31 protein-coding genes are annotated in these 26,373 nt (G+C 55.4%); 10 read left to right on the top strand and 21 right to left on the bottom strand.

Translation table 11 applies throughout. From position 1 onward, the window contains the following. Positions 1 to 65: 65 nt before the first annotated feature. The 6 genes from brxD to J2T58_RS07195 are packed head-to-tail and all read right to left on the bottom strand — an operon-like array spanning position 66 to position 5,515. On the bottom strand, positions 66 to 1,361 hold the full coding sequence (gene brxD, locus J2T58_RS07220) for a BREX system ATP-binding protein BrxD (protein WP_253488440.1): 1,296 nt from the start codon (positions 1,359 to 1,361) through the stop codon (positions 66 to 68). After that, complete coding sequence (locus tag J2T58_RS07215; protein ID WP_253488439.1) at positions 1,342 to 3,120, bottom strand: tetratricopeptide repeat protein; 1,779 nt, start codon at positions 3,118 to 3,120, stop codon at positions 1,342 to 1,344. Before J2T58_RS07215 ends, brxD begins: the two co-directional genes overlap by 20 nt. Further along, entirely contained in the window at positions 3,120 to 3,815 is a 696-nt protein-coding gene (locus tag J2T58_RS07210) for a glycosyltransferase (RefSeq protein ID WP_253488438.1), read from the bottom strand. The genes J2T58_RS07215 and J2T58_RS07210 overlap by 1 nt, the downstream gene beginning before the upstream one ends. Before the next feature lie 4 nt (positions 3,816 to 3,819). Next, on the bottom strand, positions 3,820 to 4,335 hold the full coding sequence (locus J2T58_RS07205) for a DJ-1/PfpI family protein (protein ID WP_253488437.1): 516 nt from the start codon (positions 4,333 to 4,335) through the stop codon (positions 3,820 to 3,822). Between the two features lie 47 nt (positions 4,336 to 4,382). Continuing rightward, on the bottom strand, positions 4,383 to 4,829 hold the full coding sequence (locus J2T58_RS07200; protein WP_253488436.1) for a GNAT family N-acetyltransferase: 447 nt from the start codon (positions 4,827 to 4,829) through the stop codon (positions 4,383 to 4,385). Between the two features lie 14 nt (positions 4,830 to 4,843). Next, positions 4,844 to 5,515, bottom strand: a complete 672-nt coding sequence (locus J2T58_RS07195) for a PEGA domain-containing protein (RefSeq protein ID WP_253488435.1) — start codon at positions 5,513 to 5,515, stop codon at positions 4,844 to 4,846. Between the two features lie 88 nt (positions 5,516 to 5,603). On the opposite strand from J2T58_RS07195, the gene J2T58_RS07190 reads away from it, so the two are divergent. The 7 genes from J2T58_RS07190 (at position 5,604) to J2T58_RS07160 (ending at position 11,904) form a co-directional block, all read left to right on the top strand. Beyond that, a complete protein-coding gene (locus J2T58_RS07190) occupies positions 5,604 to 6,020 on the top strand; it encodes a PaaI family thioesterase (RefSeq protein WP_253488434.1) in 417 nt (138 codons plus the stop codon). A gap of 82 nt (positions 6,021 to 6,102) precedes the next feature. Further along, complete coding sequence (gene pyrG, locus J2T58_RS07185; RefSeq protein ID WP_366518457.1) at positions 6,103 to 7,689, top strand: glutamine hydrolyzing CTP synthase; 1,587 nt, start codon at positions 6,103 to 6,105, stop codon at positions 7,687 to 7,689. 4 nt (positions 7,690 to 7,693) lie between these two features. Next, the gene (gene guaA / locus J2T58_RS07180) at positions 7,694 to 8,611 is read left to right on the top strand and encodes a glutamine-hydrolyzing GMP synthase (protein WP_253488433.1); all 918 of its coding nucleotides are present in this window, start codon (positions 7,694 to 7,696) and stop codon (positions 8,609 to 8,611) included. 6 nt (positions 8,612 to 8,617) lie between these two features. Then, a complete protein-coding gene (locus J2T58_RS07175; protein ID WP_253488432.1) occupies positions 8,618 to 9,751 on the top strand; it encodes an aspartate aminotransferase family protein in 1,134 nt (377 codons plus the stop codon). Next, a complete protein-coding gene (locus tag J2T58_RS07170) occupies positions 9,723 to 10,790 on the top strand; it encodes a pyridoxal phosphate-dependent aminotransferase (RefSeq protein WP_253488431.1) in 1,068 nt (355 codons plus the stop codon). Before J2T58_RS07175 ends, J2T58_RS07170 begins: the two co-directional genes overlap by 29 nt. After that, positions 10,787 to 11,302 (top strand): adenylate kinase family protein, encoded by a 516-nt coding sequence (locus tag J2T58_RS07165; protein ID WP_253488430.1) that lies wholly within the window; start codon positions 10,787 to 10,789, stop codon positions 11,300 to 11,302. Before J2T58_RS07170 ends, J2T58_RS07165 begins: the two co-directional genes overlap by 4 nt. Beyond that, positions 11,299 to 11,904, top strand: a complete 606-nt coding sequence (locus J2T58_RS07160) for a CDP-alcohol phosphatidyltransferase family protein (RefSeq protein WP_253488429.1) — start codon at positions 11,299 to 11,301, stop codon at positions 11,902 to 11,904. The genes J2T58_RS07165 and J2T58_RS07160 overlap by 4 nt, the downstream gene beginning before the upstream one ends. A gap of 33 nt (positions 11,905 to 11,937) precedes the next feature. On the opposite strand, the gene J2T58_RS07155 is transcribed toward J2T58_RS07160, so the two are convergent. The 15 genes from J2T58_RS07155 to J2T58_RS07085 all read right to left on the bottom strand — a co-directional run bounded on the left by J2T58_RS07155 (position 11,938) and on the right by J2T58_RS07085 (position 23,882). After that, the gene (locus J2T58_RS07155; RefSeq protein WP_253488428.1) at positions 11,938 to 13,119 is read right to left on the bottom strand and encodes a radical SAM/SPASM domain-containing protein; all 1,182 of its coding nucleotides are present in this window, start codon (positions 13,117 to 13,119) and stop codon (positions 11,938 to 11,940) included. After that, positions 13,116 to 13,598: a siroheme decarboxylase subunit beta gene (gene ahbB, locus J2T58_RS07150; protein ID WP_253488427.1), complete on the bottom strand. Its 483-nt coding sequence runs from the start codon at positions 13,596 to 13,598 to the stop codon at positions 13,116 to 13,118. Before ahbB ends, J2T58_RS07155 begins: the two co-directional genes overlap by 4 nt. Beyond that, the gene (locus tag J2T58_RS07145) at positions 13,585 to 14,142 is read right to left on the bottom strand and encodes an AsnC family transcriptional regulator (RefSeq protein WP_253488426.1); all 558 of its coding nucleotides are present in this window, start codon (positions 14,140 to 14,142) and stop codon (positions 13,585 to 13,587) included. Before J2T58_RS07145 ends, ahbB begins: the two co-directional genes overlap by 14 nt. Next, positions 14,075 to 15,181, bottom strand: a complete 1,107-nt coding sequence (locus tag J2T58_RS07140) for a radical SAM/SPASM domain-containing protein (RefSeq protein WP_253488425.1) — start codon at positions 15,179 to 15,181, stop codon at positions 14,075 to 14,077. Before J2T58_RS07140 ends, J2T58_RS07145 begins: the two co-directional genes overlap by 68 nt. A 112-nt stretch (positions 15,182 to 15,293) precedes the next feature. Next, a complete protein-coding gene (locus tag J2T58_RS07135) occupies positions 15,294 to 16,130 on the bottom strand; it encodes a hypothetical protein (RefSeq protein WP_253488424.1) in 837 nt (278 codons plus the stop codon). Then, positions 16,127 to 16,972, bottom strand: coding sequence for a polymer-forming cytoskeletal protein (locus J2T58_RS07130; RefSeq protein ID WP_253488423.1), 846 nt, complete (start codon positions 16,970 to 16,972; stop codon positions 16,127 to 16,129). Before J2T58_RS07130 ends, J2T58_RS07135 begins: the two co-directional genes overlap by 4 nt. 12 nt (positions 16,973 to 16,984) lie before the next feature. Beyond that, a complete protein-coding gene (locus tag J2T58_RS07125) occupies positions 16,985 to 18,220 on the bottom strand; it encodes a 2,3-bisphosphoglycerate-independent phosphoglycerate mutase (protein ID WP_253488422.1) in 1,236 nt (411 codons plus the stop codon). Positions 18,221 to 18,274: 54 nt separating this feature from the next. After that, positions 18,275 to 18,889: a 30S ribosomal protein S3ae gene (locus J2T58_RS07120; protein ID WP_253488421.1), complete on the bottom strand. Its 615-nt coding sequence runs from the start codon at positions 18,887 to 18,889 to the stop codon at positions 18,275 to 18,277. A gap of 8 nt (positions 18,890 to 18,897) precedes the next feature. Next, positions 18,898 to 19,170: a KEOPS complex subunit Pcc1 gene (locus J2T58_RS07115; protein WP_253488420.1), complete on the bottom strand. Its 273-nt coding sequence runs from the start codon at positions 19,168 to 19,170 to the stop codon at positions 18,898 to 18,900. Further along, positions 19,167 to 20,357 carry a DHH family phosphoesterase gene (locus tag J2T58_RS07110; protein WP_253488419.1) on the bottom strand — a complete coding sequence of 397 codons (1,191 nt, stop codon included), beginning with the start codon at positions 20,355 to 20,357 and terminating at the stop codon, positions 19,167 to 19,169. Before J2T58_RS07110 ends, J2T58_RS07115 begins: the two co-directional genes overlap by 4 nt. Positions 20,358 to 20,384: 27 nt before the next feature. Continuing rightward, entirely contained in the window at positions 20,385 to 20,843 is a 459-nt protein-coding gene (locus J2T58_RS07105; RefSeq protein WP_253488418.1) for a 30S ribosomal protein S15, read from the bottom strand. Between the two features lie 229 nt (positions 20,844 to 21,072). Continuing rightward, the gene (locus J2T58_RS07100) at positions 21,073 to 22,239 is read right to left on the bottom strand and encodes a KamA family radical SAM protein (RefSeq protein WP_253488417.1); all 1,167 of its coding nucleotides are present in this window, start codon (positions 22,237 to 22,239) and stop codon (positions 21,073 to 21,075) included. A 220-nt stretch (positions 22,240 to 22,459) separates the two neighbouring features. Next, entirely contained in the window at positions 22,460 to 22,849 is a 390-nt protein-coding gene (locus tag J2T58_RS07095; protein WP_253488416.1) for a Zn-ribbon domain-containing protein, read from the bottom strand. A gap of 7 nt (positions 22,850 to 22,856) precedes the next feature. Continuing rightward, positions 22,857 to 23,234: a DUF2073 domain-containing protein gene (locus J2T58_RS07090; RefSeq protein WP_253488415.1), complete on the bottom strand. Its 378-nt coding sequence runs from the start codon at positions 23,232 to 23,234 to the stop codon at positions 22,857 to 22,859. A gap of 6 nt (positions 23,235 to 23,240) precedes the next feature. Further along, entirely contained in the window at positions 23,241 to 23,882 is a 642-nt protein-coding gene (locus J2T58_RS07085) for an Era-like GTP-binding protein (protein WP_253488414.1), read from the bottom strand. 220 nt (positions 23,883 to 24,102) lie between these two features. Here J2T58_RS07085 and J2T58_RS07080 point away from each other — a divergent pair, with 220 nt between their 5' ends. From J2T58_RS07080 to J2T58_RS07070, 3 genes are read left to right on the top strand one after another with little or no spacing between them, the layout of a single operon-like run. Further along, a complete protein-coding gene (locus J2T58_RS07080) occupies positions 24,103 to 24,666 on the top strand; it encodes a CBS domain-containing protein (protein WP_253488413.1) in 564 nt (187 codons plus the stop codon). After that, positions 24,663 to 25,421, top strand: a complete 759-nt coding sequence (locus J2T58_RS07075) for a CBS domain-containing protein (protein ID WP_253488412.1) — start codon at positions 24,663 to 24,665, stop codon at positions 25,419 to 25,421. Before J2T58_RS07080 ends, J2T58_RS07075 begins: the two co-directional genes overlap by 4 nt. 9 nt (positions 25,422 to 25,430) lie before the next feature. Next, on the top strand, positions 25,431 to 26,372 hold the full coding sequence (locus J2T58_RS07070) for a CBS domain-containing protein (RefSeq protein WP_253488411.1): 942 nt from the start codon (positions 25,431 to 25,433) through the stop codon (positions 26,370 to 26,372). The last annotated feature ends 1 nt before the right edge of the window (position 26,373 follow it).

Here is a 26,373-nt window from a genome sequence, read left to right as displayed (position 1 = left end):
CTTATGAGAAGTCATCATAGGTAGGCAGGGAGACCGCATCCTGTTGAGCGGGGAGGAGGTGCCCCTCACCACGCAACCTCCATCACCGCCCGTTCCTCCTCCGTGACATCCGTCTCCGATCCCCCCTCGAACCGGTACTTCTGCATCGGATCATACTCCTCATGTAATGCACATTTATCAAGGATATCCACAAACTCCCGGAGGAAGATCCGGGGGATGACATCGACCCTGCCCCCGAACCGGGAGGTGACCCGGGTGATCATCGCCCTGATGAACCGGAGATTCACCCGGCTCCGGTCAACCTCTCCGTATGCCTCGCCATAGATCTCGACGACCTTTGAGGCAACCGCCTCAAGCCGCTTCTCATCGAACCGTGCGAGGACGATCTGGGTCTGGAGGGGATTGGCAAACCCGTCATCCCCGATCAGCTGGAGACGATCATAGAGCGGGGGGAGGGATCGGATCCCCTTTGACCCTTCAAAGAAGGACGGGGTTCCGGTGAAGAGGAAGAAGGTATGCGGAGACTCGTTCCGATCGACCGCATCCACGATCCGCCGGAGATTCACGTATCCCTTCTCCCGGAGGGGGCGGGACGACCCCTGGGCCGTCTCGGTCTCATCGATGGCGATTGCCAGGCCCCGGTACCCGGCCTGGACGATGATCCGGGTGATCCCCCGGAGGAAGGGGAGGGCAGTCCCCTCATCCACGGCCCCCTTCACGCCTGCCTCGGACTTGAAAGCCCGGCCGACGGTCCCTTCCCCGGCGATCCAGCCGAGGGCCGCCTGGGCAACGGCGAAGTCGCACCGGTTGTTCGCATGATAGTATGTCCGCACCGCAGCGGCAAGCCCGCTGTTCTCCTCGGAGATGCGGAGGAGGAGGGACTCGATCTCGGCGGATGTCTCCTGCTCAAGCTTCTCCTCATCCTCATCTCCGCCGACCGCGATCAGCCGCTCCTCGACCCGGTAGATCCATGAGTCGATGATCGACTTGAGCGCCCGCTCCCCAGCCTCCGTCCTCAGACCGCCGATGATAGCACCATACATTGATGCAAGCTTATGCAGCGGGGTATCAGGGGAGATGACCAGATGAGAGGTGACAAAACCGCTCGATCGGGCTATCTCAAGAGCCCGGCAGACGAAGAAGGTCTTGCCGCTCCCATAATCGCCCCGGACGAACTTCAGATCGGACCGGCCGGTCGCCACATAATCGAGCTGACCGGCGATCACCCGCTCCTCTGCATCGATCCCAACAGCCAGCCGTTCAAGCCCGGATGCCGGAACCGTCCCCCTCCGGAGGGCATTGATGATCCCCACACTCGCAAGCCTCAGATCGCTCTCCCGTTCACGTTCCAATCCAGGCATAGACCTCACCATGTTCTGACATCCCACGTCGTTCTATAATGGAAAGCCCGGCATCTCCGGCTTTCCGGATAATCCCGTTGATGATTCCGGCAACCCTCCGTGTCCCAAGAAGGGTCCGAAGTTCCATCTCATTCGTCTCCGTATGCGTCCGGATAAAGTCAACGACCTGCTCCTCCCGCTCATCCAGGTTGAGAAGCGCTGCAAGAGAGACCTCTTCCTCCTTCTCCTCCCCGCCTCTCCGAAGCATCACCGGATCCTCGGTCAGTGCATGCTCCTTTGCAAAACTGAGGAGCGGGATGAAGTCCTCGATCCGAATCGAGGAGGGATAGCAGGGCATCACATCCAGACCCGTTAAACAATGCTCCTTGCAAGCCTGGTAATCCCCGCCATCAAGGGCACCGGATGCAGCATAGAGTGAGGTGACGGCGAGGATCTCCCTCCCATCCGCACTCAGCGACGGGAGATCCTTCAGTAACCGCTGCTGAAGCGACGAGGAGATCCGCCTCTTCCGGTACAGCTTCTCCTCGCCGTGGACGATGGCACCCGCCACCATCTCAAGATCCTGTACTTTTGAGAGATGGGAAAGAATATAGAGCATCACCTTCTCACTCTCCCGCTCATCACCGGCACGAACAAGATAGGCCGCATAGGCAAGTCCGCCCCGGATATAATCACTCCGGTACCCCCGGTACCAGGCATCCCGTGCAGCCACATGATCCCCAAGCTGCTCATACATCTCACCAAGCGGGATGAGGCAGAACCATGTGGGATGTGGTGCAAGGAGATCGCTCACCAGTTTCACCACCTCCTTCTCAGGCTTCCACGAGAGGAGGAACCGGATATATTTCCTGATGATCAGGATCAGGGATTCGGGATCCTCAAGCGCCCCAAGCTGCGATGAGACGAGTCGTGAGAACTCACCTGATGCCTGCTCCATCGATCCCTCACGTACCAGCAGATCACAGAATGTCAGATGGTAGATGGGATCATAGGCATCTGCAAGGAGCTGCTGGAGGAGATCCCCCGCCTCATCCAGGTATCCAAGCTGCTTTGCCAGAAGAGCCGCTTCAAAGGCGAGTTCCGGATCCCAGATACCATCGAGGACCTCCCGGTACCTGGTATATGCCTCACCAGGACGGATCTTTGCAAGGGAGGAGAGCCAGAGGCGGCGAAGGAGCGGATCAGCGGCAGATGCCTTTCCGGCGAGTGCTGCCGCCTCCTCGTACCGCCTGCAGGCGATGAGCGCCCTGATAGAGAGATGATGGTCGTCCTCGCAGGATCCGTACTGTGTACAGACGGCAATCGCCTCCTCCCCCTCACCGATGGCGATGAGGGAGGTGATGAGGGGATGGAGAGCGGAGAGATCCTTACGCTGCCGGAGGAGGGTCTTCAGGACAGGGATGGCAGCCCGGTGATCCCCTCTCTCTGTCAGGAGGGCGGCGTACCTGGTGAGGGCATGGCGATCACCAGGATCGAGCCGGACCGCCGCCATGTACTCCCTGAACGCGGATGCATCACCCTGGAGCTCCAGCACCCGGCCAAGACCCCGGTGGAGGCGGGCCGAACCAGGAACCGATCGGATAAGATCACTATAGGCCGCCTTCGCTTCATCAAGTCGTCCAAGCGAGGCGAGGTTCTCTGCTGCAAGGATATCATACGCAGGATCGCTCCTCCCCTGACAGAGGGCGAGCGACTCCTCAAACATCCCTGCCTCATGGAGATGAAACGCCCGCTCCAGTGTGTCGATCTCACCGCTCATTATTGAACCCTGATCCGAAGAAGTCCAAGCAGCATCATCAGGGCATCCTTCAGCCCGACACTCGAGCCGCCACGATCACTCCACTCGATAGGCTCCTCCATGATGATATATCCCGCCATCTCCGCCCTCCAGAGGAGCTCGACATCAAACTCAAATCCGGTCGAAGCGACCTCATCAAGGACCGCAGCCAGAACCCCGGCCCGGAAGACCTTCGCACCGCACTGGGTATCAGAATACGCAAGCCCAAAGAGGAGCCGGATGATCAGGTTAAAGAGCCTGCTCTGGAACCGTCGAAGAATACCCTGACGGACCGGGATGACCGACCCCGCAAGCCAGCGCGATCCGATGACAACATCCGCAGATTCGAGTCGTGAGAAGAGCCGCTTCATCTCCGCAACCGATGTCGATCCATCAGCATCACAAAACCCGATGCAGGAGCGGGTGGCAGCCTTCATTCCGGCGATGGTACCCCCGCCCTTTCCAAGACGGGTAGCAAACGAGAGGCACCGGATATCCCGATCAGGGTAGCTGCGAAGAAACGCAGCGACGATATCCGCTGTACTATCCGTCCCGTCGGCAACGATGATCACCTCTCCATCAAAGGTCAGGAGATCACGGAGGAAGGCCTGGATCCTCTCCTCCTCGTTATATGCAGGGATGATAAGGCTGCAATCCCTCTCTTCGACCGGTGGCATGGAATTACTGTTTCAATGCAGCAACAACCGCTTCGCCAAAAGCTTTTGCAGCACCGGGCCCGTTTGCGGTCACGATCATTCCGTCGGTCACAACCGGATCCTTTGAGATGATCGCACCGGCCTCGTCCATCACCCGGTTTGATGCCGGGCTTGCGAAGAAGGTTGCCCGACGCCCGTTCAGGACACCTGCAATCCCGAGGATCGCGGGGGAGAGGCATATTGCAGAGACGACCTTTCCACCCTCATACAAGTCCTTTACAAGCCCGACGAGCTCAACACTGCTCCAGAGGAAGTCCTGTGATCCGATCCCGCCGATGATGACGATACCGTCATAATCATCCGCAACAACATCAGCGAAGGTGACCGTCGCCTCCACCCGATCCCCAAGCATCCCGAGGCATTCCCCGGTCTGTGTCGATCCGATGACGACCTCGATCCCCTCGGCATTAAAGATCTTCAGTGGCTCACTCAGTTCCTCATCACGGAACCGGTCAGGTGCAACAGCTATCAGGAGTTTCATACAGTAAGGTATCGGGAACAATGCCATTAAGGGTTTTCTTATACGTATCAGAACCGCCTTCTCAGGATGAGCCGGTCCTCGCCGGATCCGAAGTATTCTGTCCGGTATGCAACCTCCTCATAACCAAACGAGAGGTACAGTGGAAGGGCCCGGCTGTTTGCCGGAGATACCGAGAGGAAGAGCTCCCGGAGATCCATATTCCCGAATTCTTCGTGGAGGCGCTGGAGAAGCATTCGTCCGATACCTCGTCTCCGGTACGGCTCAGCCACCTGGAGCCGGAGGATCCAGCCCTTCTCAGGAGCGCCTGAGACGAGAGAGCCGATTGTATACCCGGCGATCTGATTGTCTATGGAAGATACAAAGAATGTCTCCCCCGCCAATGCCTGCATCTGCCTGATGAAGACCGAGGCGCCATACACAGACCCCGATCCGGCCATCTCAAGGGCGACAACCTGATCAAAATCCGGCTCTTCAAAGCCACGAATAACAACCATACAAAAAAGGGATCTTAATCCTTCCTTCTGGAAAGGATCAGGGCAATTCCTGCAAACGCTGCAAGAACCGTCAGGAGAGAGACCGGAGACGGGGCCGGCTCAGGCTGCTGCTGAAGGGTTGCATGGAGCTTCACGGTCTCGCCGGCTGCCGGCCAGTCGGTGATCTGGCTGGTGAAGTCGGAGTATCCCGCCTTGGAGACACGGTACGTCTGATAGGGGGTTGCGGTGACATAGACCTGGGTGGTCAGCTCACCATTCGATATGGTCCCTTTGTACTCATTATCAAAGTAGACGCTCGCACCATCGACATTGGCATAGACTGTGTAGTATCCGGTACTCCCACCAATAGGGGCAGGGGGCTGTGCCGGCTGCAGGGTTGCATAGAGATCGAATACCTCTCCCTGTATAGGATGATGATGGATGTCATCATAGAACGTCGTATATCCATCCTTCTCCACCCTGTAGCCTGAGACAGGGGTTGCTGTAGAGTAAACAGGGACATAAAGCTCGCCATTTACAATATCCCCCATGTATTCTCCATCAAAGTAGACGTGGGCACCATCCACATTACTATATACTTTGAACCATGCCTTATCCCCGCCGATCGGTCCTGTCATCGCCGACGCGGCAGGGAGGATCATCGCAACTGCGATGAAAAGTACCATCCAGTTCTTTATAGAAACCATCTGTTTCCCTCATCTTTTCAAGGAATCTATTCTGATATAAACTATACCATGGGCAATCTTTAAGGGCACCTGATGGAATCTGTATTCGATGGATTATATCAGACGGCTCAGGGAAGATTCAGACATGGCCAACCCCTTCTTCAGGACGATGGGGGTCTCTGTCATCTCGTTTGGTGATGGCAGAGCAGAACTCTCAATGGACGTTCAACCGACGATGCATAACGGGGTCGGGTGGCTCCAGGGAGGGATATTCGTCGCCCTCGCCGATGAAGCAATGGCACTTGCCCTCTACACACTCCTCTCGGAAGGGGAGGGGATCGCCACCATCTCCGAGACGACCAGTTTCCTCAGAGGGGCACGGGAGGGGACCGTCATCGCGCGCGGATGGGTTATCCGGCGTGGGCGGAAAGTTGCCTTTATGGAAGGCGAGGTGAGGAGGGGGGATGGATCCGGCGAACTCCTTGCAAAGACGACCGCTTCGTTTGCGATCGTCTCTCCCCATTAAGAAGCAGATATACATCTCTTTCCTCAAATGATGCGAAGGATAATAGTTATACAGACGAGACGGGTATAAAGCGGGGTTCTCTGTGAAGTATATTGTTGTTACCGGAGGGGTGATGAGTGGTCTTGGAAAAGGGATCACCGCCGCCTCGATTGGGCGAATTCTGAAGAACAGAGGGTACATCGTCACAGCAGTGAAGATCGATCCCTATCTCAATATCGATGCGGGCACCATGAATCCTGCTCAGCACGGCGAGGTCTTCGTCCTCCGTGATGGTGCCGAGGTCGATCTCGATCTTGGGAACTATGAGCGGTTCATGGATATCGAGCTGACCAATGATCATAACATCACCACAGGAAAGGTCTACCGGACCGTCATTGAGAAGGAGCGACGGGGCGACTATCTTGGAGAGACGGTGCAGATCATTCCGCATATCACCGATATGATCAAGTGCCAGATCAAAGAGGCTGCAGAGAGCTGGAGAGGGAGCGAGGGGCCAGCAGATGCCTGCATCGTCGAGGTCGGAGGGACGGTCGGCGATATCGAGAGCATGCCGTTCCTTGAGGCGGTTCGGCAGATGCATGGTGAAGCCGCACCAGGCGACTTTGTCCTGATTCACGTCACCCTCGTCCCCGCCGACACCATGGGGGACCTCAAGACGAAGCCGACCCAGCACTCGGTCAAGGCACTCAGGGAACTCGGGCTCTACCCTGATATCATCGTCGGCAGAAGCGATCTCCCCATCGGATCAAATACAAAGAGGAAGATATCAGCCTTCTGCGATGTCCCGCAGCAGGCGGTCATCAGTGCAACAACGGCACCGGATACCTACCAGGTCCCGATGGAGCTTGAGAAGGAGGGGCTTGCGGATGTCCTCACCGATCTCCTCAGGCTGGAGGTTCACGAGCCATCAAATGACTGGTACCGGCTCGTCACGCGAGAGTATCTCCATCGTATCACCGTTGCCATCGTCACCAAATACGGCATCGAGGATGTCTATATCAGCATCAAGGAGGCGCTCAAACATGCCGGGCGATCCCTCTCGACCGAGGTGAACATCCGGTGGATCGATGCCGAAGACTGTACCAACGGAGTCCTGAGCGAGGTTGATGGCATCCTCATCCCCGGCGGATTCGGAACGCGGGGGATCGAAGGAAAGATTGAGGCGATCCGGTGTGCCCGTGAGAAGAGGATACCCCTTCTCGGCCTCTGCCTCGGGTTTCAGCTATCCGTCATCGAGTATGCACGGCACTGTGCAACGATACCGGATGCGACGAGCGAGGAGATGGGGGATGGGACCCATGTCATCATGATCCTCCCCGAACAGGAGGGGGAGGTCGATCTCGGTGGGACGATGCGTCTTGGAGACTACCCAATCTCCATCAAAGCAGGGACACTTGCAGAGAAGCTCTATGGAACAGGTGAGATCACAGAGCGGCATCGACACAGATACGAGGTCAATCCTGAATACATCCCCCTCCTTGAGGAGAAGGGGCTCATCTTCTCGGGGAGGAATGGCGACAGGATGGAAATACTGGAGATCCCGGATCATCCATTCTTCTTTGCAACCCAGTTCCACCCTGAGTTCAGATCACGGCCAACCCGCCCTTCACCTCCCTTCATCGGGTTTGTGAAGGCCTGTATGGCAGAGAAGAAGACAGCAGAGAGGTGACCATATGGTAAATGCACAAAAGTTCATCGAAGAATCAGTAGAGGAGATACGCAAAGCCGCAGGAGACGGGCATGTTGTCATGGCACTCTCCGGCGGTGTTGACAGCTCGGTCTGTGCGGCACTTGCAGCACGGGCAATCGGCGACCGCCTCATTCCAATCTATGTGGATACAGGCCTTATGAGAAAGGGGGAGAGTGCCCGGATCAGGCAGCTCTTCGGCTCAATCAACTTAAAGACCGTTGATGCCTCCGCTGAGTTCTTCGCGGCACTGGAAGGGATCATCGACCCTGAAGAGAAGAGGAAAGCCATTGGGGAGCGCTTCATTCGGATCTTTGAGAAGGAAGCGGTCGCTACCGGGGCGGAATATCTCCTTCAGGGGACGATCTATCCTGATCGTATCGAGAGTGAGGGCGGTATCAAAAGCCATCACAACGTCGGCGGGATGCCTCTTGATATCAGATTCAAAGGTGTCATCGAGCCGCTGCGGGATCTCTATAAGGATGAGGTCCGTGTCGTTGCAGGAGCACTCGGCCTCCCGCCTGAGATCCAGCACAGGATGCCGTTCCCCGGACCCGGCCTTGCGGTGCGGGTTCTTGGAGAGGTCACCCCCGAGAAGGTCGCGATCATCCGTGAGGCGAACCATATCGTTGAGGATGAACTGATCGAAAAATACAGCCCATGGCAATGCTTTGCCGCACTCATCGGCCTTGGAACCGGGGTGAAGGGGGATGTCAGGCTCCATGGATGGATCGTCGCCGTTCGTGCAGTCAACTCAAGGGATGGGATGACCGCCGATCCCCTCAGGCTCCCCTATGAGACACTGGAACGGATATCATCCCGGATCACATCCGAGATCCCGGATGTCGCACGGGTCGTCTATGACATCACCGGAAAGCCACCTGCCACAATCGAGTACGAGTGAGATGACATGAGCGATTATCGGAAGCTTGATGCAGAGTACTATATGCCGGCATTCTCCCGGACGATGATGATCCGGAGAGGAAAGGGATGCACGGTATGGGATGATGACGGAAACGAGTACCTCGATCTCGTTGCAGGTATTGCAGTCTGCAGTACCGGTCACTGCCATGAGACTGTGGTGCAGGCACTCTGTCGGCAGGCCCATGAGCTGATCCATTGTTCAAACCTCTACTATGTCCCAGGACAGGCAGAGTTTGCAAAAAGACTTGCAGAGGTCACCGGCCTCTCGCAGGTCTTCTTCACCAACTCTGGTGCTGAGGCAAATGAGGCAGCGCTCAAACTGGCACGTCTGGCAACAAAGCGGACGAAGGCGGTCTCCTTCACCCATGGGTTCCATGGCAGGACACTCGGATCACTTGCCGTGACGCATAAGCCCGGTATCCGTGAACCGTTTGAGCCGCTTGAGCCGAAGTGCAGCTTCGTCGAATTTGGCGATCTCGAGGGGCTTCGTGCTGCTGTCGATACGGATACCGCCGCTGTCCTCCTTGAGCCGATCCAGGGGGAGGCAGGAATCATCATCCCACCGGAAGGATTCATCGAAGGTGTACGGGAGATCTGTGACGAGAAGGGCGCCCTCCTCATCGCAGACGAGGTGCAGACCGGGATGGGGCGGACAGGCACCTGGCTTGCAATGCATCAGACGAGGGCGATGCCTGATATCGTCTCCCTTGCAAAAGGGCTTGGATCAGGGTTCCCTGTCGGAGCTATCGTCGCACGGGAAGGGCTTGCCTTCAAAAAGAGCGAGCACGGGAGCACCTTTGCAGGAGGGCCCCTCGCATCCGCCGCCGGTATGGCGACGATCGACGTCATCGAACCACTCCTGCCCAATATCGCTGCAAAAGGGGAGCGGTTCAGGGAAGGGCTCGCCAGGTGGAACCCACGGGTTCGCGGCCTGATGATCGGGATCACGGTCGGAGAGAAATGCCCGGAGGTCCAGGCGCGATGTGCTGAGAAGGGTATCATCGTCAACTGTGCCGCAGACGGCAATCTCAGGCTCGTTCCACCGCTCATCATCACCGAAGCCGAGATCGATCGGGCAACAGGTGTCATCAATGAGGTCCTCACCGAGATCTGCAGTTAGAGACTGCTACCTGGGGGGCGGCTATGTCTTCGCCCAAAAGGCCCGGGATATCGCTGCTGAGTATGGGTTTGATGAGGTGGCACAGCTCGCCTCAAACGAAAACCCCTTCCCCCCTTCAGAGAAAGCCCTCGCGATGGCATCTGAGGCCCTCCTCTCTGTAAACAGGTACCCCGACAGCAGCCATGATACACTCACAGCGATGCTTGAAGCGGTCCATGGATGGTCGCCGACCGTCACCGGATCCGGAATGGACGGGGTCATCGAGACGGTGGTGCGGACACTCGTCTCGCCCGGCGACCTTGTTGCCATCGCCTCACCGACCTTCTCCTTTTATGATCTGGCCGTCCAGGCTCAGGGCGGAAGCATCAGGCATGTTCCCCGAACCTCTGATTACCAGGTGGATACGGAGACCTTCATTGATACCGCCAGGGAGGCGAAACTCTCCTTCATCTGCTCCCCGAACAATCCGACCGGGACCGTCACCGAACCCGCGGATATCGCAGCCATCCTCGATGAGATAGAGGGGATCCTCTTCCTTGACAATGCGTATGTCGAGTTTTCTGATAGAGACTATATCCAGCTCCTCTCCGAATATGAGAACCTTATTATCGGCCGGACGATGTCAAAAGTCCATGGTCTTGCCGGTCTTCGGATCGGATATGCCTTTGTACCTGACTGGTATGCACCATGCTACCATGCTGCCGCAACACCATTTGCCCTGAATATGGTATCGGCGGCAGCGGCGGTCGGCGCCCTCTCCGATCCCGGCTATGCGGGACGGTTCATCGCTCATGTACGACGCTGGCGGACGATCTTTGAAGAGACGATACCCTATCCCGTTGTTCCGGGTGGCGCCAACTTCGTCCTCATCGATACAGACCCCATATCTTCAAAAGAAGCGGTTAAACACCTTGCAGGGAAAGGTGTGCTGGTACGGTCATGCGACAGCTTCCCGGGCCTTGGAGAGACGTTCATCAGGGTCAGTATCGGGGAAGACTGGGAATGCGAACGATTCCTTGAGGCGATCCGATCCCTATGATGCTCGGCCTGACCGGCGTGCCCGGTACCGGAAAGACGACCGTCGCTGATATCCTCAGGGAGCGGGGTGTCCCGGTGATCCGGATAAACGATACCATCGAACCGTATATCATCGGATCTGATCCGGATCGTGATACCAGGATCATCGATGAGGAACGCTGGGCTGAGGAATTTACCCCTTTTGACGGGGTTGTCGAGGGACACCTTGCCCACCTCCTCCCCTGCGACCGTATCGTTATCCTTCGCTGCAATCCCGACGTCCTTTTCAAGCGGCTGATCACACGGGGATACTCAGAAGAGAAGGCTCTGGAAAATGCCCTCGCCGAGGCCCTCGATACTATATTGATCGAGGCATTCGAGGCATTTGAATCAGAAGTGATTTATGAGTTCGAGACGACAGATATCGATAGCGGGACGGTCGCCAATTGTGTCATGGATGTCCTCGCCGACAGGGCAACACCATCACATGGCATGTGCGACTGGTCCGACTACCTCGTGAACCGGATGCCATGACCCTGGATCAACTCCGCCCTCACCTGACCGGGATAGTACGTCCGGTTGCACGCCTCTCGATACGGGTTGGGCTGACACCCAACAGCTGTACTGTTCTTGCCCTTCTGGCGGCGATGGTTGCAGGGACCGCCTTCTGGTACCGGGAGATAGGGATCGGTGTCCTCTTTGTCGCCATTAATGCCTTCTTTGATGCAATCGATGGTGCTATCGCACGGGAGCTCGGATCGGCAGGGATGACCGGGGACTTTCTCGACCATGTCCTTGACAGATATGCCGATATTCTCATCATCATCGGGATCTTCGCCGGAGGGTTTGCCTCCTGGGAGATCGGGGTCTTTGCACTCACCGGCGTGCTGATGTCCTCATATCTTGGAACACAGGCACAGGCGGTCGGTGTCGGAAGATACTATGGCGGTCTCCTCGGGCGTGCCGACCGGCTCGTCCTGATCCTCCTTGCAGGCATTGCTGACATCCTCTTCCCGGCCGGCCTCTTCACATGGACCTATCTTGGGATAATGCTCCTCCTCTTTGGAGTCCTCGGACATATCACCGCAATCCAGCGGTTTATGCATGTCTGGCGGGAACTGAACAGAACAAAATAGAGAAATTCTTTGCGAAAGGGGGATAGCCCCCATTCATATCGGAGAATCCCCATTCCCGCTGATGAAGCAGAAGGGATCCTCGGCAAAAAACTCACCATTTTTCATATACGCCCGCACCCGGCATCCCCCTCCACAGAGGACCTGATGGCTGCACGATCCGCATCTTCCCGTATACGCGGCCGGGGGGGTCCGGAAGAGCCGCAGGACCGGGTTGGTATCGTCATCCCAGATCGCTGCAAACGGGGTTTTCCGGATATTCCCGATACGGAAGGTCTCCGATCGGGCAAACTGGCAGGGATAGATATCCCCCAGGTGGTCAATGTTTGCAACCTTCGTCCCCGCACTACAGCCACCGTTAAGTGAGGCGACGAGCCGTTCGGCATCAGGGAGATCGGGCGATTCATCCCGCCGCATCGAGGCGAGGAGATGGATCGCATCCTGTGGAGCATCAACGGTCAGAAACTCCATCTCTGCGGGATCGATCTCCTTTGCCTTCCTGTACAGAAGATTTAATGCATCAATCACCTGGCCGCCGTCAAGCTGCAGCCGGTCATACCCGTCGATCCCCCGCCCGGTGGGAACAAGCCAGTACAGGCAGAACCGGGATGCGCCAAGATCGGCTGCGAGATCGATGAGAGGTTCAAGTTCTCCGAGATTCTCCCGGGTGAGGGTGACACGGACACCGCACCTGAGCCCGGCATCCAGGCAATGGGCAAATGCCGCGGTCGTCCGTTCAAATGCGTCATCTGATCCCCGGAACCGGTTATGAGTCGCTGCATCTGCTCCGTCAAGGGAGATCCCGACATACGAGATCCCGCTCTCCTTGATCCGTCTGGCACATGTCGCATCGATCAGAGTTCCATTCGATGAAAGAGCGATTGATAATCCCTTCTCCCGGGCATATCCCGCAAGCTCAAAGATATCATGGCGGAGGAGGGGCTCCCCCCCGGTAAAGAGGATAAGGGGGACACCCGCAACAGCAAGATCATCGATAACCCGACGTGCTTCATCTGTTGAAAGCTCATTCTCGTCAGCCATATCTGACCCGCTGTAGCAGTGGATACATTGCAGATTACACGCATTTGTCAGGTTCCAGAAGATGACCGGGCGGTTCATCCCGGAGAACGCAAGATGCCGGGGCTTCCTCCCCGAACCATGCCGGTGGAGATCGCTGACGGTTCCCCTCCCATGCATACACTGGGTGATGCGGTTCATCTCAGATCCCCCGTACTATCATTAATCCGGACAGCAGGGGTGCGCTTGAGCTCTTCAGTACTGAAGAGAACACGATAGTCTCTGATTCCGATCTCGTCTGCAATGGTCCTGACCTCGTCATATACTTCATCCCTTGTCCGTTTATGATGAACGGTATACACTGTATATTCCCACCTCCCCGGTACCGGTTCCCTGAGGTAACAATGTGAAACACCAGGTTGGGATGCGAGTGCCTCATAACCGGTCCACTCCTCCGGAGGCTTCCATGCAACAAGGGCATTTGCCATGATCCCAATCTTCCGCTGGTTGATCCGGGCACGTATCTTCCGGATGACCCCGTCTGCCCGGAGGCGGCGGATCCGGAGGATCACCTCATCCTCAGCGATACCAAGCCGTAACCCGATTGCAGCAAACGGCTCATGGGTTAAGGCAATTCCCTTCTCAAGCTCGATGATGAGCCTGCGATCATTCTGATCCATCTGCATCCTCCGTCCGGCAGTCGAACCGGACATCTATTTTATACGACCGGATCGTCGGGAGATTAAGGATATCCTCATCCGGGATGGATGCCTTTTCCTGTATCTCGCCAAGTATCCGGGAGAGACGCTCACCCGTCGGAGCGGAGATGGTAAACCAGAGAGAATAGTGATGCTCGCGCCGGTAATTATGGGAGATCTCCGGGTAACTGTTGATGATCCCAATCGTTTCCTCGGCCTTATCATCCGGTACATGGAGGCCGACGAGGGTACCTGCATGAAGACCGAGGCTTCGGGACTCAAGGACAGGCGTAATCCCGCGAACGATCCCCATCTCCCGGAGGCGTTCTGTACGCCGGAGGAGATCGGCAGAGGAAATCCCGATCCGATCAGCGATCATCTCAAACGGGCGGGGAACCAGGGGAAGATCCTCCTGAAGAGCATCAAGGATGAGGAGATCGATCTGATCGACCTGCACATCAGTCTGTATCGGACCACCCCGCCGGAATATACGGGCACCAGGGATCTTCACTGGTGGGATCGCCATCAGCCGCCTCAGGATGACGGAGGCCGTCGCACCATCGTGTGGAGACATTCCGTGTTCCTGCATAGGCCCGTGCCCGGCAGCCACCGCAGATCGTTCTGTACCCACACATACCGCACCTGCCAGTGAGCTGATCCGGATCGCGGAGCCGGGCAAAGAGTGGAGAGCCCATCCAGATATCAGAAAAGGTCATCTCCCTCAGATTTCCTGCACTCACCGGGAGATACGGGCATGGCGTCACCTCTCCGGTCGCATAGATCCTGCAGTATGAGATCCCGGCAAGGCAGCCACGCCCCCAGCCGCCATCACTGATACCATGCTCCTCTGCGATACGCCGGAACTGCGGTGCACAGGTCGGTCTGACCGAGAGGCCGCTCTTCTCATACCGCCTGAGGATATCTGCTATCATTGACTCATACTCCAGGGGATTTTGGGGGGCGATCCCCTCTCCACGCCCCGTATGCACAGGGAAGAAGATATGATAATCGGTGACGCCCATCTCTCTCCCCATCCTGATGACGGCATCAACCTCATCCAGCGACGGCCGCATCACCGTCATATTGATCTGAACACCGATCCCGGCATCACGGCAGTTCCGTATTGCTGCAACCGCCTGCTCCCATGCACCATCCACCCCCCTAAACGCATCATGGAGAGAGGGATCTGTCGAGTCGATGCTGATCGCAGCAGCCTTCAGCCCCGCTTCCTTCAGATCCTCTGCCATCTGCGGATCCAGCCCATACCCGGAGGTTCCCATGACCATCCTGAGACCTCTGCCGGTTCCGTATCTGATGATCCTGAGGATGTCTTCCCTGAGGAGGGGTTCACCACCGCTCAGGATCAAAATCGGGGATCCGACGTCACAGATCTGATCGATGACACCTTCGGCCTCATCTGTTGTGAGGACGTCATCAGGCTCAGTCGCACCAGCATCAACATAGCAGTGGGCGCACTTCAGCGGGCATCTGAGCGTGATATTCCATGAGATGAGACGGGGGGGATCAGATCCTCTCTTCACGGTCTCATGCTGTTTCAAACCCATACTCCCTCGTATCTTAATCGTGCCGATAGAGAAGATATAGATTGCGATACAGACAACAAATCAGGAGATCATGAAAGGCTGAATGCAAAAAAAGGCATCTTCCGGGGATATCTCACCCGACACAGACCCATCGATCATAGATCGGGTCACGTTCATTCTCAAAGACATCGATGGCCCGGTCGAAGGCATCGCCCCATTCGACGATGAGCTGTGACTCCCGTTCCGTCCCGACGGTGATCAGCACCTCATCACAGAGATCAAAGAGGACACTGACGATCTCCTCCCACAGACCTGACTCAAATGAGTGTATCTCGCCAAGCATGATCCCAAGGCCCCTGCTCGTCTGTGGAAGGAAGATATCTGCCGACCTCCCATCGATCAGAAGTGTCCCCTCGGGATCGAGCCGCCCGGCGAGGAGGCCGCGGGCGATGAGTGCAGGATCATTATCATAGGCGAGCGGTTCCATCCCCATCCCCCTGAGGATGGCAGATCCGATCCCTGAGCCACAGCAGCAGTCAATACAGGGGCCGCTCCCGGTTGATCCAAAGACCTCGTGAATGAGCGACTCCAGCTTCCCGATCCGGTCTGGAGGAAGATCCTCAAACGCAGGATGGACGGCTGTTGTAATCTCTTCAGAAAATGAGCGTCGAAGAGCCCGTTCAAAGATCTTCCGTTCAATCTGGTAGAGATCTCCCCCTACCGTATCAAAGCAGTCCACCTCCGCTGCCGTCAGATCCCGGTACAGACAGGATGTCGCCCACCAGGTCAGGCCATCTGTTGAGAGGGCAAGTGCCATCGGCTCATCCCCGGTATCGATGAGAAGACGGGCAGACCCTTCCACAGCCGAGAGGGAGAAGAGATCAGGGAGTGCCTCCGTCCCGGCAAGATATCCAAATGATGGTTCAACAAACGATACTTCCGGAACCTCAAAAATCTCCGCAACATTCATTTCTTCTTTCTCCTGATCGTCAGGCCTCCGCTTGACCGGATAACCCCTTCGACGGTGGCATCCTCATCCATCGTCACCCGCGTGCCTTCGACATTGCCGAGGATACGGACACCCTCTTCGATGAGGACTTCTTTCTCCGCCTCGACATTCCCATGGATCATCGCCCCGGATTCGACAAGTACCGAATCATCACCCCGGACACTCCCAAAGACCGTCGTCTTCGATCCGACCGTCATCTGCGACCCATGAATAAGTCCATGAAGCCGGCATGACGATCCGATCTGAACGGGCATCAGAACAACAAGCCTGGACTGGTCGAGAAGAGAGCGGGGGGGCAGGATAAGCGGCCGGTCATCATAGGAGGAGAGCTCTTCCATGAACCGGTCGATCTCCTCCTCATGGTCAATCCGAAGCATCGTCATGACATAGAGGATGATGTAGAGGATCACCGGCATCGGATTTCTGACCGCAATCTCACCCAGTGCCTCAAATCCCTTATCTATCGTGACATTGTCGCCGATGTCGAGATTGCCGGTGACGGTGAGCTTCCCCCGGATCACGACCCCTTCACCGATAAAAGCGTCAGTACCGGCGATGATGTTTCCATCGATCTCACAGAAGTTTCCGATCCGGAGATCGCCTTCTGCTGTTATATCACCCTGCAGAGTGCATGAGTCCGCGATGAAGATCTCGTCTCCCGAGAGGCCGTATTCTATCCGCGAGTGTTCCCCGATGATCACATCTCCAGGAGCCTTTAAGATCCGTTCCTGAAGTTCCGTTCCATCCGGGAGGATGCATCCCCTCAGAACAGCCTGCTCCTCAGTTGTGACCCCGTCATCCATGCTTCCTGCTCCTCATGCACCATACTTTGATGATCTATTAATGAGATCGGCGAGGATCGGCATAAGATCTCCGCCCCGGATTCGTGAGAGCCCACCGGACGCCACAGAGATCTCATCAAATGCAGTCACCGAATCGACCCTGACATCGGGCCCCCGGATGACCACGGGGACGGGATCCCCGGAGTGATCCTTCACCGAGCACGGAGTCGTATGATCACTGCATAGAGCAATCAGGATATCGTCCCGTGCAAGGAGCGGGGCGAGTGCCGCATCGATCACCTCGATGAAGTCACGCTTGCCCTCAGCCTTGCCATCATGGCCAAACTCATCGGCCCCTTTGATATTGACAAGAACGAAGTCTTTCCGTTCGAGCTCAGACTCTGCGCGGGCGATCTTGGCTCCGAGATCCGAGTCGGCAGATCCGGTGATTCCCGGAACCTCAATGTTTTCAAGCCCGACTGCAGATCCGATGCCTGAGATGAGCGCCGCTGCGGATATGACACTCCCCGTCATCTTCCACTTCTCAGAGAAGGGTTCAAACCGGCCCATCAACCCGGCACCACGTATCAGAACGACATTTGCAGGGGCAAGACCGGAGCCTTTCCGCTCCCTGTTCAAGGGGTGATCCACAAGAATATCCTGGGACTGGCGGAGGAATTCATTCGCAACGTCAGCAGTATGCTGATCAGAACCCGCTTCGGTCATCGGCCTGATCGGAAGCGGCGGGAACCCCTCATGCTTTGGATCATTTGAGGTCACATTTGCACCAAGCCCGTCACCCCGAAGGGCAAGGGCTGCCCGATGACCCGCACCAGGTTCGAAGAAGAGATCCACACCAAAACCCGAGAGATCCACACCCTCCCTGATCGCCTCACAGAGAGGGGCAGTCGACGGGATCCGGCCCGCCCTGCGATCGCTGATCGCACCGTTATCATCGAGTGTTGCAAAATTTGCCCGGAACCCGATCATCCCCGGCTCCATCCGTATCCCGCACCCCTCCGCTTCAAGGGGACCCCGGCCGGTATAGTATCGTTTTGGAGGGTATCCAAGGAGACTGAGATGTGCGGTATCCGACCCGGGCCTGATACCCGGAGCAATCGTATCCATGATACCGCAGATGCCCTCGGATGCAAGTCGATCCAGCACAGGCGTCGCTGCTGCCTGAAGGGGAGTCCTTCCATCAAGTGCATCACAGGGGCGATCAGCAATCCCGTCAAGAATCAGGAGAAGTATCTTCTGTGCAGTCATCCTGCATAGATGGTACACCTCGATCTCTTATGAGGATGCCCCTTGAAAAAAAAGTTATGCGGCGATTGCCGCGGCCTTCTCAGCAGCAGTTCGTACTGCTTCGGTCTTGATCACATCGATCCTGCGGATCGGGAAGATCGTCTTGGTCTCTTTGAAGATCTCGCGGGAGATATCGCCGTTCACCGCAGCCTTTGCAAAGGAGTCATATTCCATCTCGCCAGCAAGGCGCCTGACAACCTCTACCATCTTTCCACGGATCGCATGGATCTGTGAAACCTTGGCACGGTTTAAGGTGAAACAGGTGAGCGTCACCTGGATATCACGGCCGCCCTGGACTTTCAGGGTCACCGTGGCATCTATCCGGGAGGTTCGCCGCTTCACATGCGAGCGGAGATAGTCACGGGTCACTTCATGGCCGACAAACTCGGTGTATGCCGAGTCACCGGCGACATGGTTGATCTTAAACTGCATCTTGATATGCTGCTTGGAGTAGTCCTGGGCGATCTCACCATATGAGACCTGCATAACACGCCCGATCATGTTTGTGGTATCTGCAGAAACCACATCACCGATATACACTTTTCCAAAGATTTCAGGGGTATAGACCTTGTACCAGCTCTTCGCCTTCCAGCCTTCAACCCTTCGTCCAACCTGCTTCTTCTTTGCCATCGTATCACCTACTGTTCTTCATCAATTGTGGGATCCATGCCATTGCCCGCTGTCATCGTCTTCATCTCCCCGTCACTGAGCCCATCTGCAATGGAGAGGTTCATCAGGTAATCATCCACCGATGCGATAAGAGACCGGATCGGCTTGTTCCTGATCACCATCCCGACATGCTCACCATCCACCCGCATCTCCATACCAAGGAGATTGTCGGGTGAGAGGCTCCCTGCAACAGTACCGGGATCCGAATGGCGGGATCGAATCCTGCCGCTTCCAATCATCATGAGAAACCCGCCTCCATGACCGCCTTCCTGAATACATCCACATTCTGTTGTGGTATCATCGCTCCTGCCCTCCGGTTGTGTCCACCACCGCTTCCTCCGGCATATGCTGCTGCATCCTTCACAATATCACCAAGATTTATTCCGTTGTCAGGCGGAGCACGGGCAGAAACCCGGCATATCCCGCCATCATCAACAAGAACAAAGATCGGATCATGAGAGAGGCAGTCATGAGAGAGGATATCGGCAATATCAGATGCCGCTACCGGATCATCCAGGCGATACCACCCTTCACCAAGAGAGGTGACGGATCGTATACCCGCAATAATCCTCTCCCGGAAAGCCTTGAAATGGTCCCATGCCTCAGGGATCCCGGAGGAGTCACCGAGGCAGAGCGAGGCTGCAAGCCCGCCATGACCGGATTTTCCGCAGGCATCAACGAGGGCTGCAAGGGTGGGGGCATCAGGCACAACCTCGCGCTCAAGAGCGTAGGCGTCCCCATATATACGAAGAAGAGCCTCAGCAGAGGCGGTATCACCCACCGAGAGGACAAGCCGTGAGAGGAAGAGCGGGTCCTCCTCAGCAGAGAGATCTGCTTCGGGAGATGCCGCAAGTTCCCTGCAGACATCTTCATTGCCCGTTACGGACGGAAGATATGGATCTGTTGAGAGGAAGAGACGCTCAAAGAGTTCCCTTCCGGGGAGCGTGCAGCCCCTCCTCGTCGAGATGATCCCATGACCGATCCCCTGATTGAGGATCTCGCGGTTGGGACCGGAGTACTCCTGGCGATCGCCGATCACTCCAAGGAGGGCCAGGCCCGCGAGATCACGATTATCACCCATCTTCTCCGCAACAAAGTACGCCGCTCCCGAGGTTGAGAGTTCACGATCCCCATCGATCCCATGGAGCCTCGGATTTACATGGAATTCTCCGGTAAAAAGAGGGATATGGTGATCGATGACCATCGCAGAGTCAGCCAGATCATGGAATGACGAACCGAAGTCGCAGAGGAGCACCGGGCGATCCGGGGGGACCTGATCCGCGGTTATTGCCGGGAGGACCCTCAGATGAAACGGAATATGGCACCGGGATAACGCCGTACAGAGGATAGCCGCAGCTGCGATACCATCGGCATCATGGTGGGCACAAACCTCCACGAAGTCGAGGGATTGCAGATGTTCTGCAAGCATATCTGCTGACGGCGATAGTGGCATGGATTATCTTGAGAGGAGAATCTCTGCGGTCTCCGGTTTGTAGACCCACTCCTGTGGGAGTTTGCCTGCCTTCCGATAATATTTGACGAGACGCCGGACCTTCGATTCGGTCAGCTGAAGCTGCCGCTTGTTATGAACATCCTTCTTATTCTCTGCAAGGTGCTTGCGGAGCCCAAGAGCCTTCTGCATCAGGTTTCTGAGATCCTCAGGGATGTCAGAGGTCATGTTGTGTTCTGCAAGGATTGCACCAACACGCTTCCCTGTTGCAAGTTTTACATCAGGAACCCCGTATTTATCACGGAGAACCGTCCCGATGACGGCTGTTGAGAGACCGTCCTTTCTCATATCGACGACCAGCTTCTCGATCTCAGCGAGATCGGTGTTGAACCATTCCGGAACATCCTTCCTGTGAGGACGGACGGAGCCGGATGATCCCTTCCGTCGTGCATACATTCGTGCCATATGGTACCTCGAAATTCTGTAGCTGCCTGCTGGTTATAGCAGAGGTGTCCGGTCATACCGTTCACCGTAAGTCACGAAAAGAGCCGTATCTGACTCGCCGCAATCCCAAGCCCACGTACAGGGCAGTGCTACTTGAGCACGTCGGACTTACCTCAGCCAGCACATGATGTGCGGATACTTTGTTGATCAGAAGAGGGAATAAGGGTATCGGAAGGTGGGGGAGAACCCACTACTCCGATGCGGTGTCTACCCCATATGATTTCCGCACGATATGCGAGGATGTGTGGTTGTTGAGATCAGAGATGTCACAGCTGTCCACAGGAACAGAATAATCATCCAGCCAGTATGCCGAGGGATCTCTCCGGAAGACGAGGACCTTCCCCATCTCGTCGGGGTCAGCCGCCTGATGATACTTCATCACGATAAATTCCCTGGTTACGGCAGTCACCTCAATCTTTCCTGTCGCATGGGACATCACAAACCGGGCACGCTTGGCAATCCCTGATGCTGTCGCACGTGCCTCCTCAAAGATACGGTAGCCTTCCTCAATCGGAACGGCATAGGTTCTGTTCCCACGTGTCGGCCTGCACTGGAAGATGTAATATGGAGAGACCCCGATGAAGGAGAGGGTCCGGAAGAGTTCCCCAAGCACCTCCGCAGAATCATTGATGCCCCTGAGTACCGGTGTCTGGTTTAAGATCATCACACCATGATCAAGGAGGGCAGTGACCGCCTCCATCGCCTCCGGAGTTATCTCCCGTGGATGCGTGAACTGGCTCATCAGATAGATCCGCTTCTCGGGAAGGCTATATTCGGCCAGGAGATCGAGGAGCTCCTGATCCCCTGAGATCCTCATCGGGAAGTACGCGGGCATCTTACTCCCGATGCGGATGATCTTCACATGATCAATCGATCTGATCTCTTCGATGATCTTTCTGAGCTCCCTGGTGGGAAGCATCAGGGGATCTCCGCCGGTGAGAAGGACATTGGTTATTTCAGGATGGTTGCGTATATACTCAATCCCCAGAGAGATATCAGGGACAACCTCATCGGCACTATCAACAAAGAGCCGCTTCCTGAAACAGTACCGGCAGAGCCCTGCGCACCGATCGGAGACGAGTAAAAGACCGGTTCGTGCGTATTTATGCTGGAGGCCGGGAGCCTTTGTATAGGAGGATTCCGAGGACGGATCGAGATCCCCGTCTTTTTCCAGTTCAGCAATATCCGGAACAACAATCCTGCGGATCGGATCATATGGATCGGACCAGTCGATCAGGTTCAGATAGTAGTCGGTCGCTCTGAATGAGAACCATCTCTCAGTTTCAGCGATCTCCTCCCGCTCTTCTGGCGAGAGACCTTTAATTTGGGATACGGATGTCAGATAGTGTGTCTTCACAGGATCACCTCCGGAACAGGTAGCATCATGCACCAGTTTTGGTGCAGAGAGGAAACGCCCGAATCAGAAATATACAACAAAGAGTATACAAGCAGATACGGGTCTTACAACGTTGAAAATTCTGTCTGTTACTAGAACCTACAGATATATAAAATATATGGGAACCCTGAAAAATATGACTATATAATGCCTTAAATGGAAAAATAGCGCTATTAATAAGTTATTTGCGCTTCTCTTTCTTCCCTTTTGACTTTGACATCGAGATGAGATCGACGACGTAACTCCCGTCTTTGCCGACACCGATCACCCGTTCATCGGTTGAGGCAAGCTTTTCGATATTGAGTTCATACGTGCCGGGTCCGACAATCCTGACGCTCTCGACCCGCTCATATGAATCGACATGTTTCTTCTCAGGAGTCTTAACCTCAAGAACCTCCTCTTTCGTCTCACTGGCAATCTCCTCGATCGTCTTCTCATTCAGGACATCCTGATGCCTCACCCTCTCACTGACGTACAGAAACTTCTTCCCGTCACAGCTTGGACACCCCCTGAGAATTTCGGTTGAGCCATCCCGAAATTCCCGCCCACACTGGGTACATTTGTGAGGCATCGGATCTTCACCTCCCTGACGAGAGGGAGGCCCAGGCAACCAGGCGATCCCTCTCTATCTTCAACATCTTCAGCTGCCCGGCGGGACCAATGACCGTCATCCTCCCCTCAGGTCCTTTTCCATGGAAGAGACGGGCAAAGAAGCCCCCTTTTGCGGCGTCCTTTCCGGGATAGGTCTCCATCTCGATCCCGGAAAAGCCACCCGGCTCAATCTCCCGCATCGTCACCTCAACGAGCATACTCTGCTCATCAGGGCTCAGTCCACGCTCAAGCACGACGATGTTTCCAAGCATTACAGAGTCAAGGATCGTCCTGATCTTTTCAAGCGTTGTGAGGCTTGAGAGGCGATCCGCTGAGATGAGTTCTATCTGTACTCCCTGTATCATCACGTATCACCCAAAGTGCTCTGTCATTATATCATAGAGCTCTGACATATTCGTGCCTTCAAGTCCGGAGACCATAATAACCGGATGCTGTGGGAATGCGCTCTTAATCCGGGAGGGGGCAGCATCGGGCAGATCGGTTTTATTCGCCACAATGACGACGGGAAGATCCCGGCTCTCGATGATCCCGACCATCATGATATTCACCTGCATAAATGGATCCAGCGTGCTGTCCATCACATAGATGACGCCGTTGATATCCTCCCGAAGCCAGTGCATCGCCTCAGCAACACCTTCGGTTGCTTCACGTGCACGTGAGATCGCCTCGTTCTGTTCAAGGCCGTACTCCAGAAACTCATGATAGTCAATCTTTGTCGTTACACCCGGAGTATCAACGATATCGAGCGTTAGTGTGTTTCCATTTGCTCCGGTGATCACAACATCCTCACGCCGCCGTGCCCTCCGTGTCTCGTGCGGAATCTCAGAGACAGGACCTATGGCGTCACCTGAGCAGTCTCTCACAATCCGGTTTGCCAGCGTTGTCTTCCCCGCATTCGGCGGACCATAAATCCCTATACGGGATCGTTTCCTCCGAAACAGCTGATGAAGAAATCTGCTCAACCTCTTTTTAGCCCGACTAAACATACCCATCTGTCTACCCCTTCATGAAAAGTTATTACAACTATGATAGTTACTGTACTCTCTTTCCGAATCCTAATAATACTACCCTCCCCATCATTGCCCGTATTGGCGTTCAATTCCTTCCCTGAACGAGTTGGACAGGTCTCCTTTCCTGTTACGAATCCTTTTAATAGGGGTATTGCATAGTAGAAGATGTCATCAGCGGAAAAGAGAAAGGAGGTGAAGAGAGATGAAACAAAGTGACAACATGGATTTCGAGACACGCATTCCGGTTCGCGAAGTGATGAAGCTTCATCCAACCACCATTGATGGAAATGCAACCACTGCCGAGGCAGCACAGGTGATGTGCCGCGATGAGGTGGGAAGCTGCATCGTTCTGCACCATAATCTTCCAATCGGTATTGTAACCGAGGAGGACTTCAACTGCAAGATCATGGCACTCGACAAAAAGCCTGGCGAGGTATTTGTCAGGGATGTCATGAGCACCCCCCTCATCACCATCGGTGCTGATGCATCCATTGCTGATGCTGCACGGATGATGGCAAACAAACGGGTTCGCAGACTCCCGGTCGTCAATGGTGACCAGAAGGTCATCGGGATCATCACGGTGCGGGACATTCTCAGCATTGCGACAGAGATGAACGAGATTATGAGCGACCTGATCGAGATTAACCGGGTGCAGGCCTACAATGACGGCATCTGTGATCGGTGCGGAAGCATGTCTGATGAACTCAGGAACTTCGACAGCCAGAATCTCTGCCCGATATGCCGTGAAGAGGAGTCAATCTTATGAAAGTTGCACGAGACCTGATGGTAGAGGTGACATCTCTGAAGAGGGATGAGTATGTCACCAGAGCACGGCAGATTCTTCGTGATGATGTCTACCGCGAGATCTACATCACCGATGATCAGGGACACCTGAGAGGAATGATCGATATCACCGATGTCCTCAGGGTGACTGACACACGATCCAATGTCACTATTGCGGGCTTCATCCGTGATGTATCGGGCATCTCCCCTGATACACCACTTGAGGAGGCCGCTTCAGCAATTCTGAAGGCGGGAACCGACAGCATACCGGTATCAGCCGGGAACGGGAAGTTCATCGGATCCATCCTTCTCCGCGATCTCTTTCCGATACTGGTCTCACGCCATGAGATCACCGGGCTGGTCAGGGATGCCATGACGGAGGATGTCGTCTGCTGCAATACGGGAGACAGCATTCAGAAGGTCTATTCCCTTATCACAGATACCGGATATGCATCCCTCCCCATTGTCAGGGGAAAGGAGCTCCTCGGAGTGATTTCACGCCGGGATCTTGTTGAGAACGGCGGTATCAGGCGATCCCTTGGAAACAGCACCAGGACCCAGGTAAACAAGGTGATGACCACACCTGTCATTACGGCGACACCGGATATGCAGGTGTCAGAAGCGTCCCACCTCCTTGTATCTCACGATATCAGCCGGATGCCGGTTGTTTCTGAGGGTACTGTCGTTGGCATCCTGGATCGCCATGATGTCCTGAGAACCATTGTCAAAAAGGCGTAAGGAATCACCATGCACGATAATAATTCAGGCCATAATAAAAGTGAACGGTATCTTATGAGAGCCGGCAAACAGGATCGGGGACCGGTTGAGTTTAAATCACGCCCGGCCGGTCGTCAGGGAGGTGTGATGAGCATTGCTGTTGGAAATGTTATCTGCGTCCCCCCGACAATGACCATCTGCGACGGCGTCGAGACGATGACGCGTGAAGGATTCCGGAGGCTCCCGATAGCGGATGCCGGAAGTCGGAAGCTGCGTGGCATTATCACCGTCTCCGACATCGTTGACTTTATGGGAGGTGGAGACCGGCACAACCTGGTCAAAAACAAACATCAGGGCAATTTCCTCTCTGCCATCAATGAGAGTCTCAGATCCATCATGACCGAGAATGTGATGACACTGCAGACGAGCGATGACATTGATGACGCAGTCGATATCATCGTCGGGAAGAGGCATGGAGGTGTACCGATCATTGACGGAGATGAGCACGTTGTTGGTATCGTCACCGAATATGATCTCCTCAAGTCTCTCTCCATCGAGCAGAGCCAGCTGACGGTCGAGGATGTTATGTCCTATTCACCACGGGTAACCTATCCCGACTGTTCAATCGCCGAAGTTGCACGACAGATGAATAAATATCATTTCAGGAGATTGCCGGTCGTCTCAGATGACGTCCTCTTTGGAATCATCACAGCAACCGACATCATGACGTATGTCGGCTCCGGTGAAGTATTCCGGTCGATGCAGACAGGCGATGTGGCAGAAGTGACCGCACGGCCGATCCGCTCGATCATCTCCGGCAACCTCCAGACGACCACCCCGGATAAGGATATTCATGAGATAGCACGCGAGATGATTCAGAAGCAGATTGGTGCGTTTCCCGTTACAGAAGATGCGCGCCTTATCGGAATGATAACAGAATATGATCTTGTTAAAGCACTCGCACTGAGGTGAG

The sequence above is a fragment of the Methanocalculus alkaliphilus genome, from assembly GCF_024170505.1.
GTDB lineage: Archaea > Halobacteriota > Methanomicrobia > Methanomicrobiales > Methanocorpusculaceae > Methanocalculus > Methanocalculus alkaliphilus.
This window is presented reverse-complemented; position numbering and strand designations above follow the sequence as displayed.

Coding starts and splice junctions, on each gene's coding strand:
- brxD (WP_253488440.1), bottom strand. CDS start 1,361: ATGCCTGGATTGGAACGTGAACGGGAGAGCGATCTGAGGCTTGCGAGT.
- J2T58_RS07215 (WP_253488439.1), bottom strand. CDS start 3,120: ATGAGCGGTGAGATCGACACACTGGAGCGGGCGTTTCATCTCCATGAG.
- J2T58_RS07210 (WP_253488438.1), bottom strand. CDS start 3,815: ATGCCACCGGTCGAAGAGAGGGATTGCAGCCTTATCATCCCTGCATAT.
- J2T58_RS07205 (WP_253488437.1), bottom strand. CDS start 4,335: ATGAAACTCCTGATAGCTGTTGCACCTGACCGGTTCCGTGATGAGGAA.
- J2T58_RS07200 (WP_253488436.1), bottom strand. CDS start 4,829: ATGGTTGTTATTCGTGGCTTTGAAGAGCCGGATTTTGATCAGGTTGTC.
- J2T58_RS07195 (WP_253488435.1), bottom strand. CDS start 5,515: ATGGTTTCTATAAAGAACTGGATGGTACTTTTCATCGCAGTTGCGATG.
- J2T58_RS07190 (WP_253488434.1), top strand. CDS start 5,604: ATGGATTATATCAGACGGCTCAGGGAAGATTCAGACATGGCCAACCCC.
- guaA (WP_253488433.1), top strand. CDS start 7,694: ATGGTAAATGCACAAAAGTTCATCGAAGAATCAGTAGAGGAGATACGC.
- J2T58_RS07175 (WP_253488432.1), top strand. CDS start 8,618: ATGAGCGATTATCGGAAGCTTGATGCAGAGTACTATATGCCGGCATTC.
- J2T58_RS07170 (WP_253488431.1), top strand. CDS start 9,723: ATGAGGTCCTCACCGAGATCTGCAGTTAGAGACTGCTACCTGGGGGGC.
- J2T58_RS07165 (WP_253488430.1), top strand. CDS start 10,787: ATGATGCTCGGCCTGACCGGCGTGCCCGGTACCGGAAAGACGACCGTC.
- J2T58_RS07160 (WP_253488429.1), top strand. CDS start 11,299: ATGACCCTGGATCAACTCCGCCCTCACCTGACCGGGATAGTACGTCCG.
- J2T58_RS07155 (WP_253488428.1), bottom strand. CDS start 13,119: ATGAACCGCATCACCCAGTGTATGCATGGGAGGGGAACCGTCAGCGAT.
- ahbB (WP_253488427.1), bottom strand. CDS start 13,598: ATGGATCAGAATGATCGCAGGCTCATCATCGAGCTTGAGAAGGGAATT.
- J2T58_RS07145 (WP_253488426.1), bottom strand. CDS start 14,142: ATGGCGATCCCACCAGTGAAGATCCCTGGTGCCCGTATATTCCGGCGG.
- J2T58_RS07140 (WP_253488425.1), bottom strand. CDS start 15,181: ATGGGTTTGAAACAGCATGAGACCGTGAAGAGAGGATCTGATCCCCCC.
- J2T58_RS07135 (WP_253488424.1), bottom strand. CDS start 16,130: ATGAATGTTGCGGAGATTTTTGAGGTTCCGGAAGTATCGTTTGTTGAA.
- J2T58_RS07130 (WP_253488423.1), bottom strand. CDS start 16,972: ATGGATGACGGGGTCACAACTGAGGAGCAGGCTGTTCTGAGGGGATGC.
- J2T58_RS07125 (WP_253488422.1), bottom strand. CDS start 18,220: ATGACTGCACAGAAGATACTTCTCCTGATTCTTGACGGGATTGCTGAT.
- J2T58_RS07120 (WP_253488421.1), bottom strand. CDS start 18,889: ATGGCAAAGAAGAAGCAGGTTGGACGAAGGGTTGAAGGCTGGAAGGCG.
- J2T58_RS07115 (WP_253488420.1), bottom strand. CDS start 19,170: ATGATGATTGGAAGCGGCAGGATTCGATCCCGCCATTCGGATCCCGGT.
- J2T58_RS07110 (WP_253488419.1), bottom strand. CDS start 20,357: ATGCTTGCAGAACATCTGCAATCCCTCGACTTCGTGGAGGTTTGTGCC.
- J2T58_RS07105 (WP_253488418.1), bottom strand. CDS start 20,843: ATGGCACGAATGTATGCACGACGGAAGGGATCATCCGGCTCCGTCCGT.
- J2T58_RS07095 (WP_253488416.1), bottom strand. CDS start 22,849: ATGCCTCACAAATGTACCCAGTGTGGGCGGGAATTTCGGGATGGCTCA.
- J2T58_RS07090 (WP_253488415.1), bottom strand. CDS start 23,234: ATGATACAGGGAGTACAGATAGAACTCATCTCAGCGGATCGCCTCTCA.
- J2T58_RS07085 (WP_253488414.1), bottom strand. CDS start 23,882: ATGGGTATGTTTAGTCGGGCTAAAAAGAGGTTGAGCAGATTTCTTCAT.
- J2T58_RS07080 (WP_253488413.1), top strand. CDS start 24,103: ATGAAACAAAGTGACAACATGGATTTCGAGACACGCATTCCGGTTCGC.
- J2T58_RS07075 (WP_253488412.1), top strand. CDS start 24,663: ATGAAAGTTGCACGAGACCTGATGGTAGAGGTGACATCTCTGAAGAGG.
- J2T58_RS07070 (WP_253488411.1), top strand. CDS start 25,431: ATGCACGATAATAATTCAGGCCATAATAAAAGTGAACGGTATCTTATG.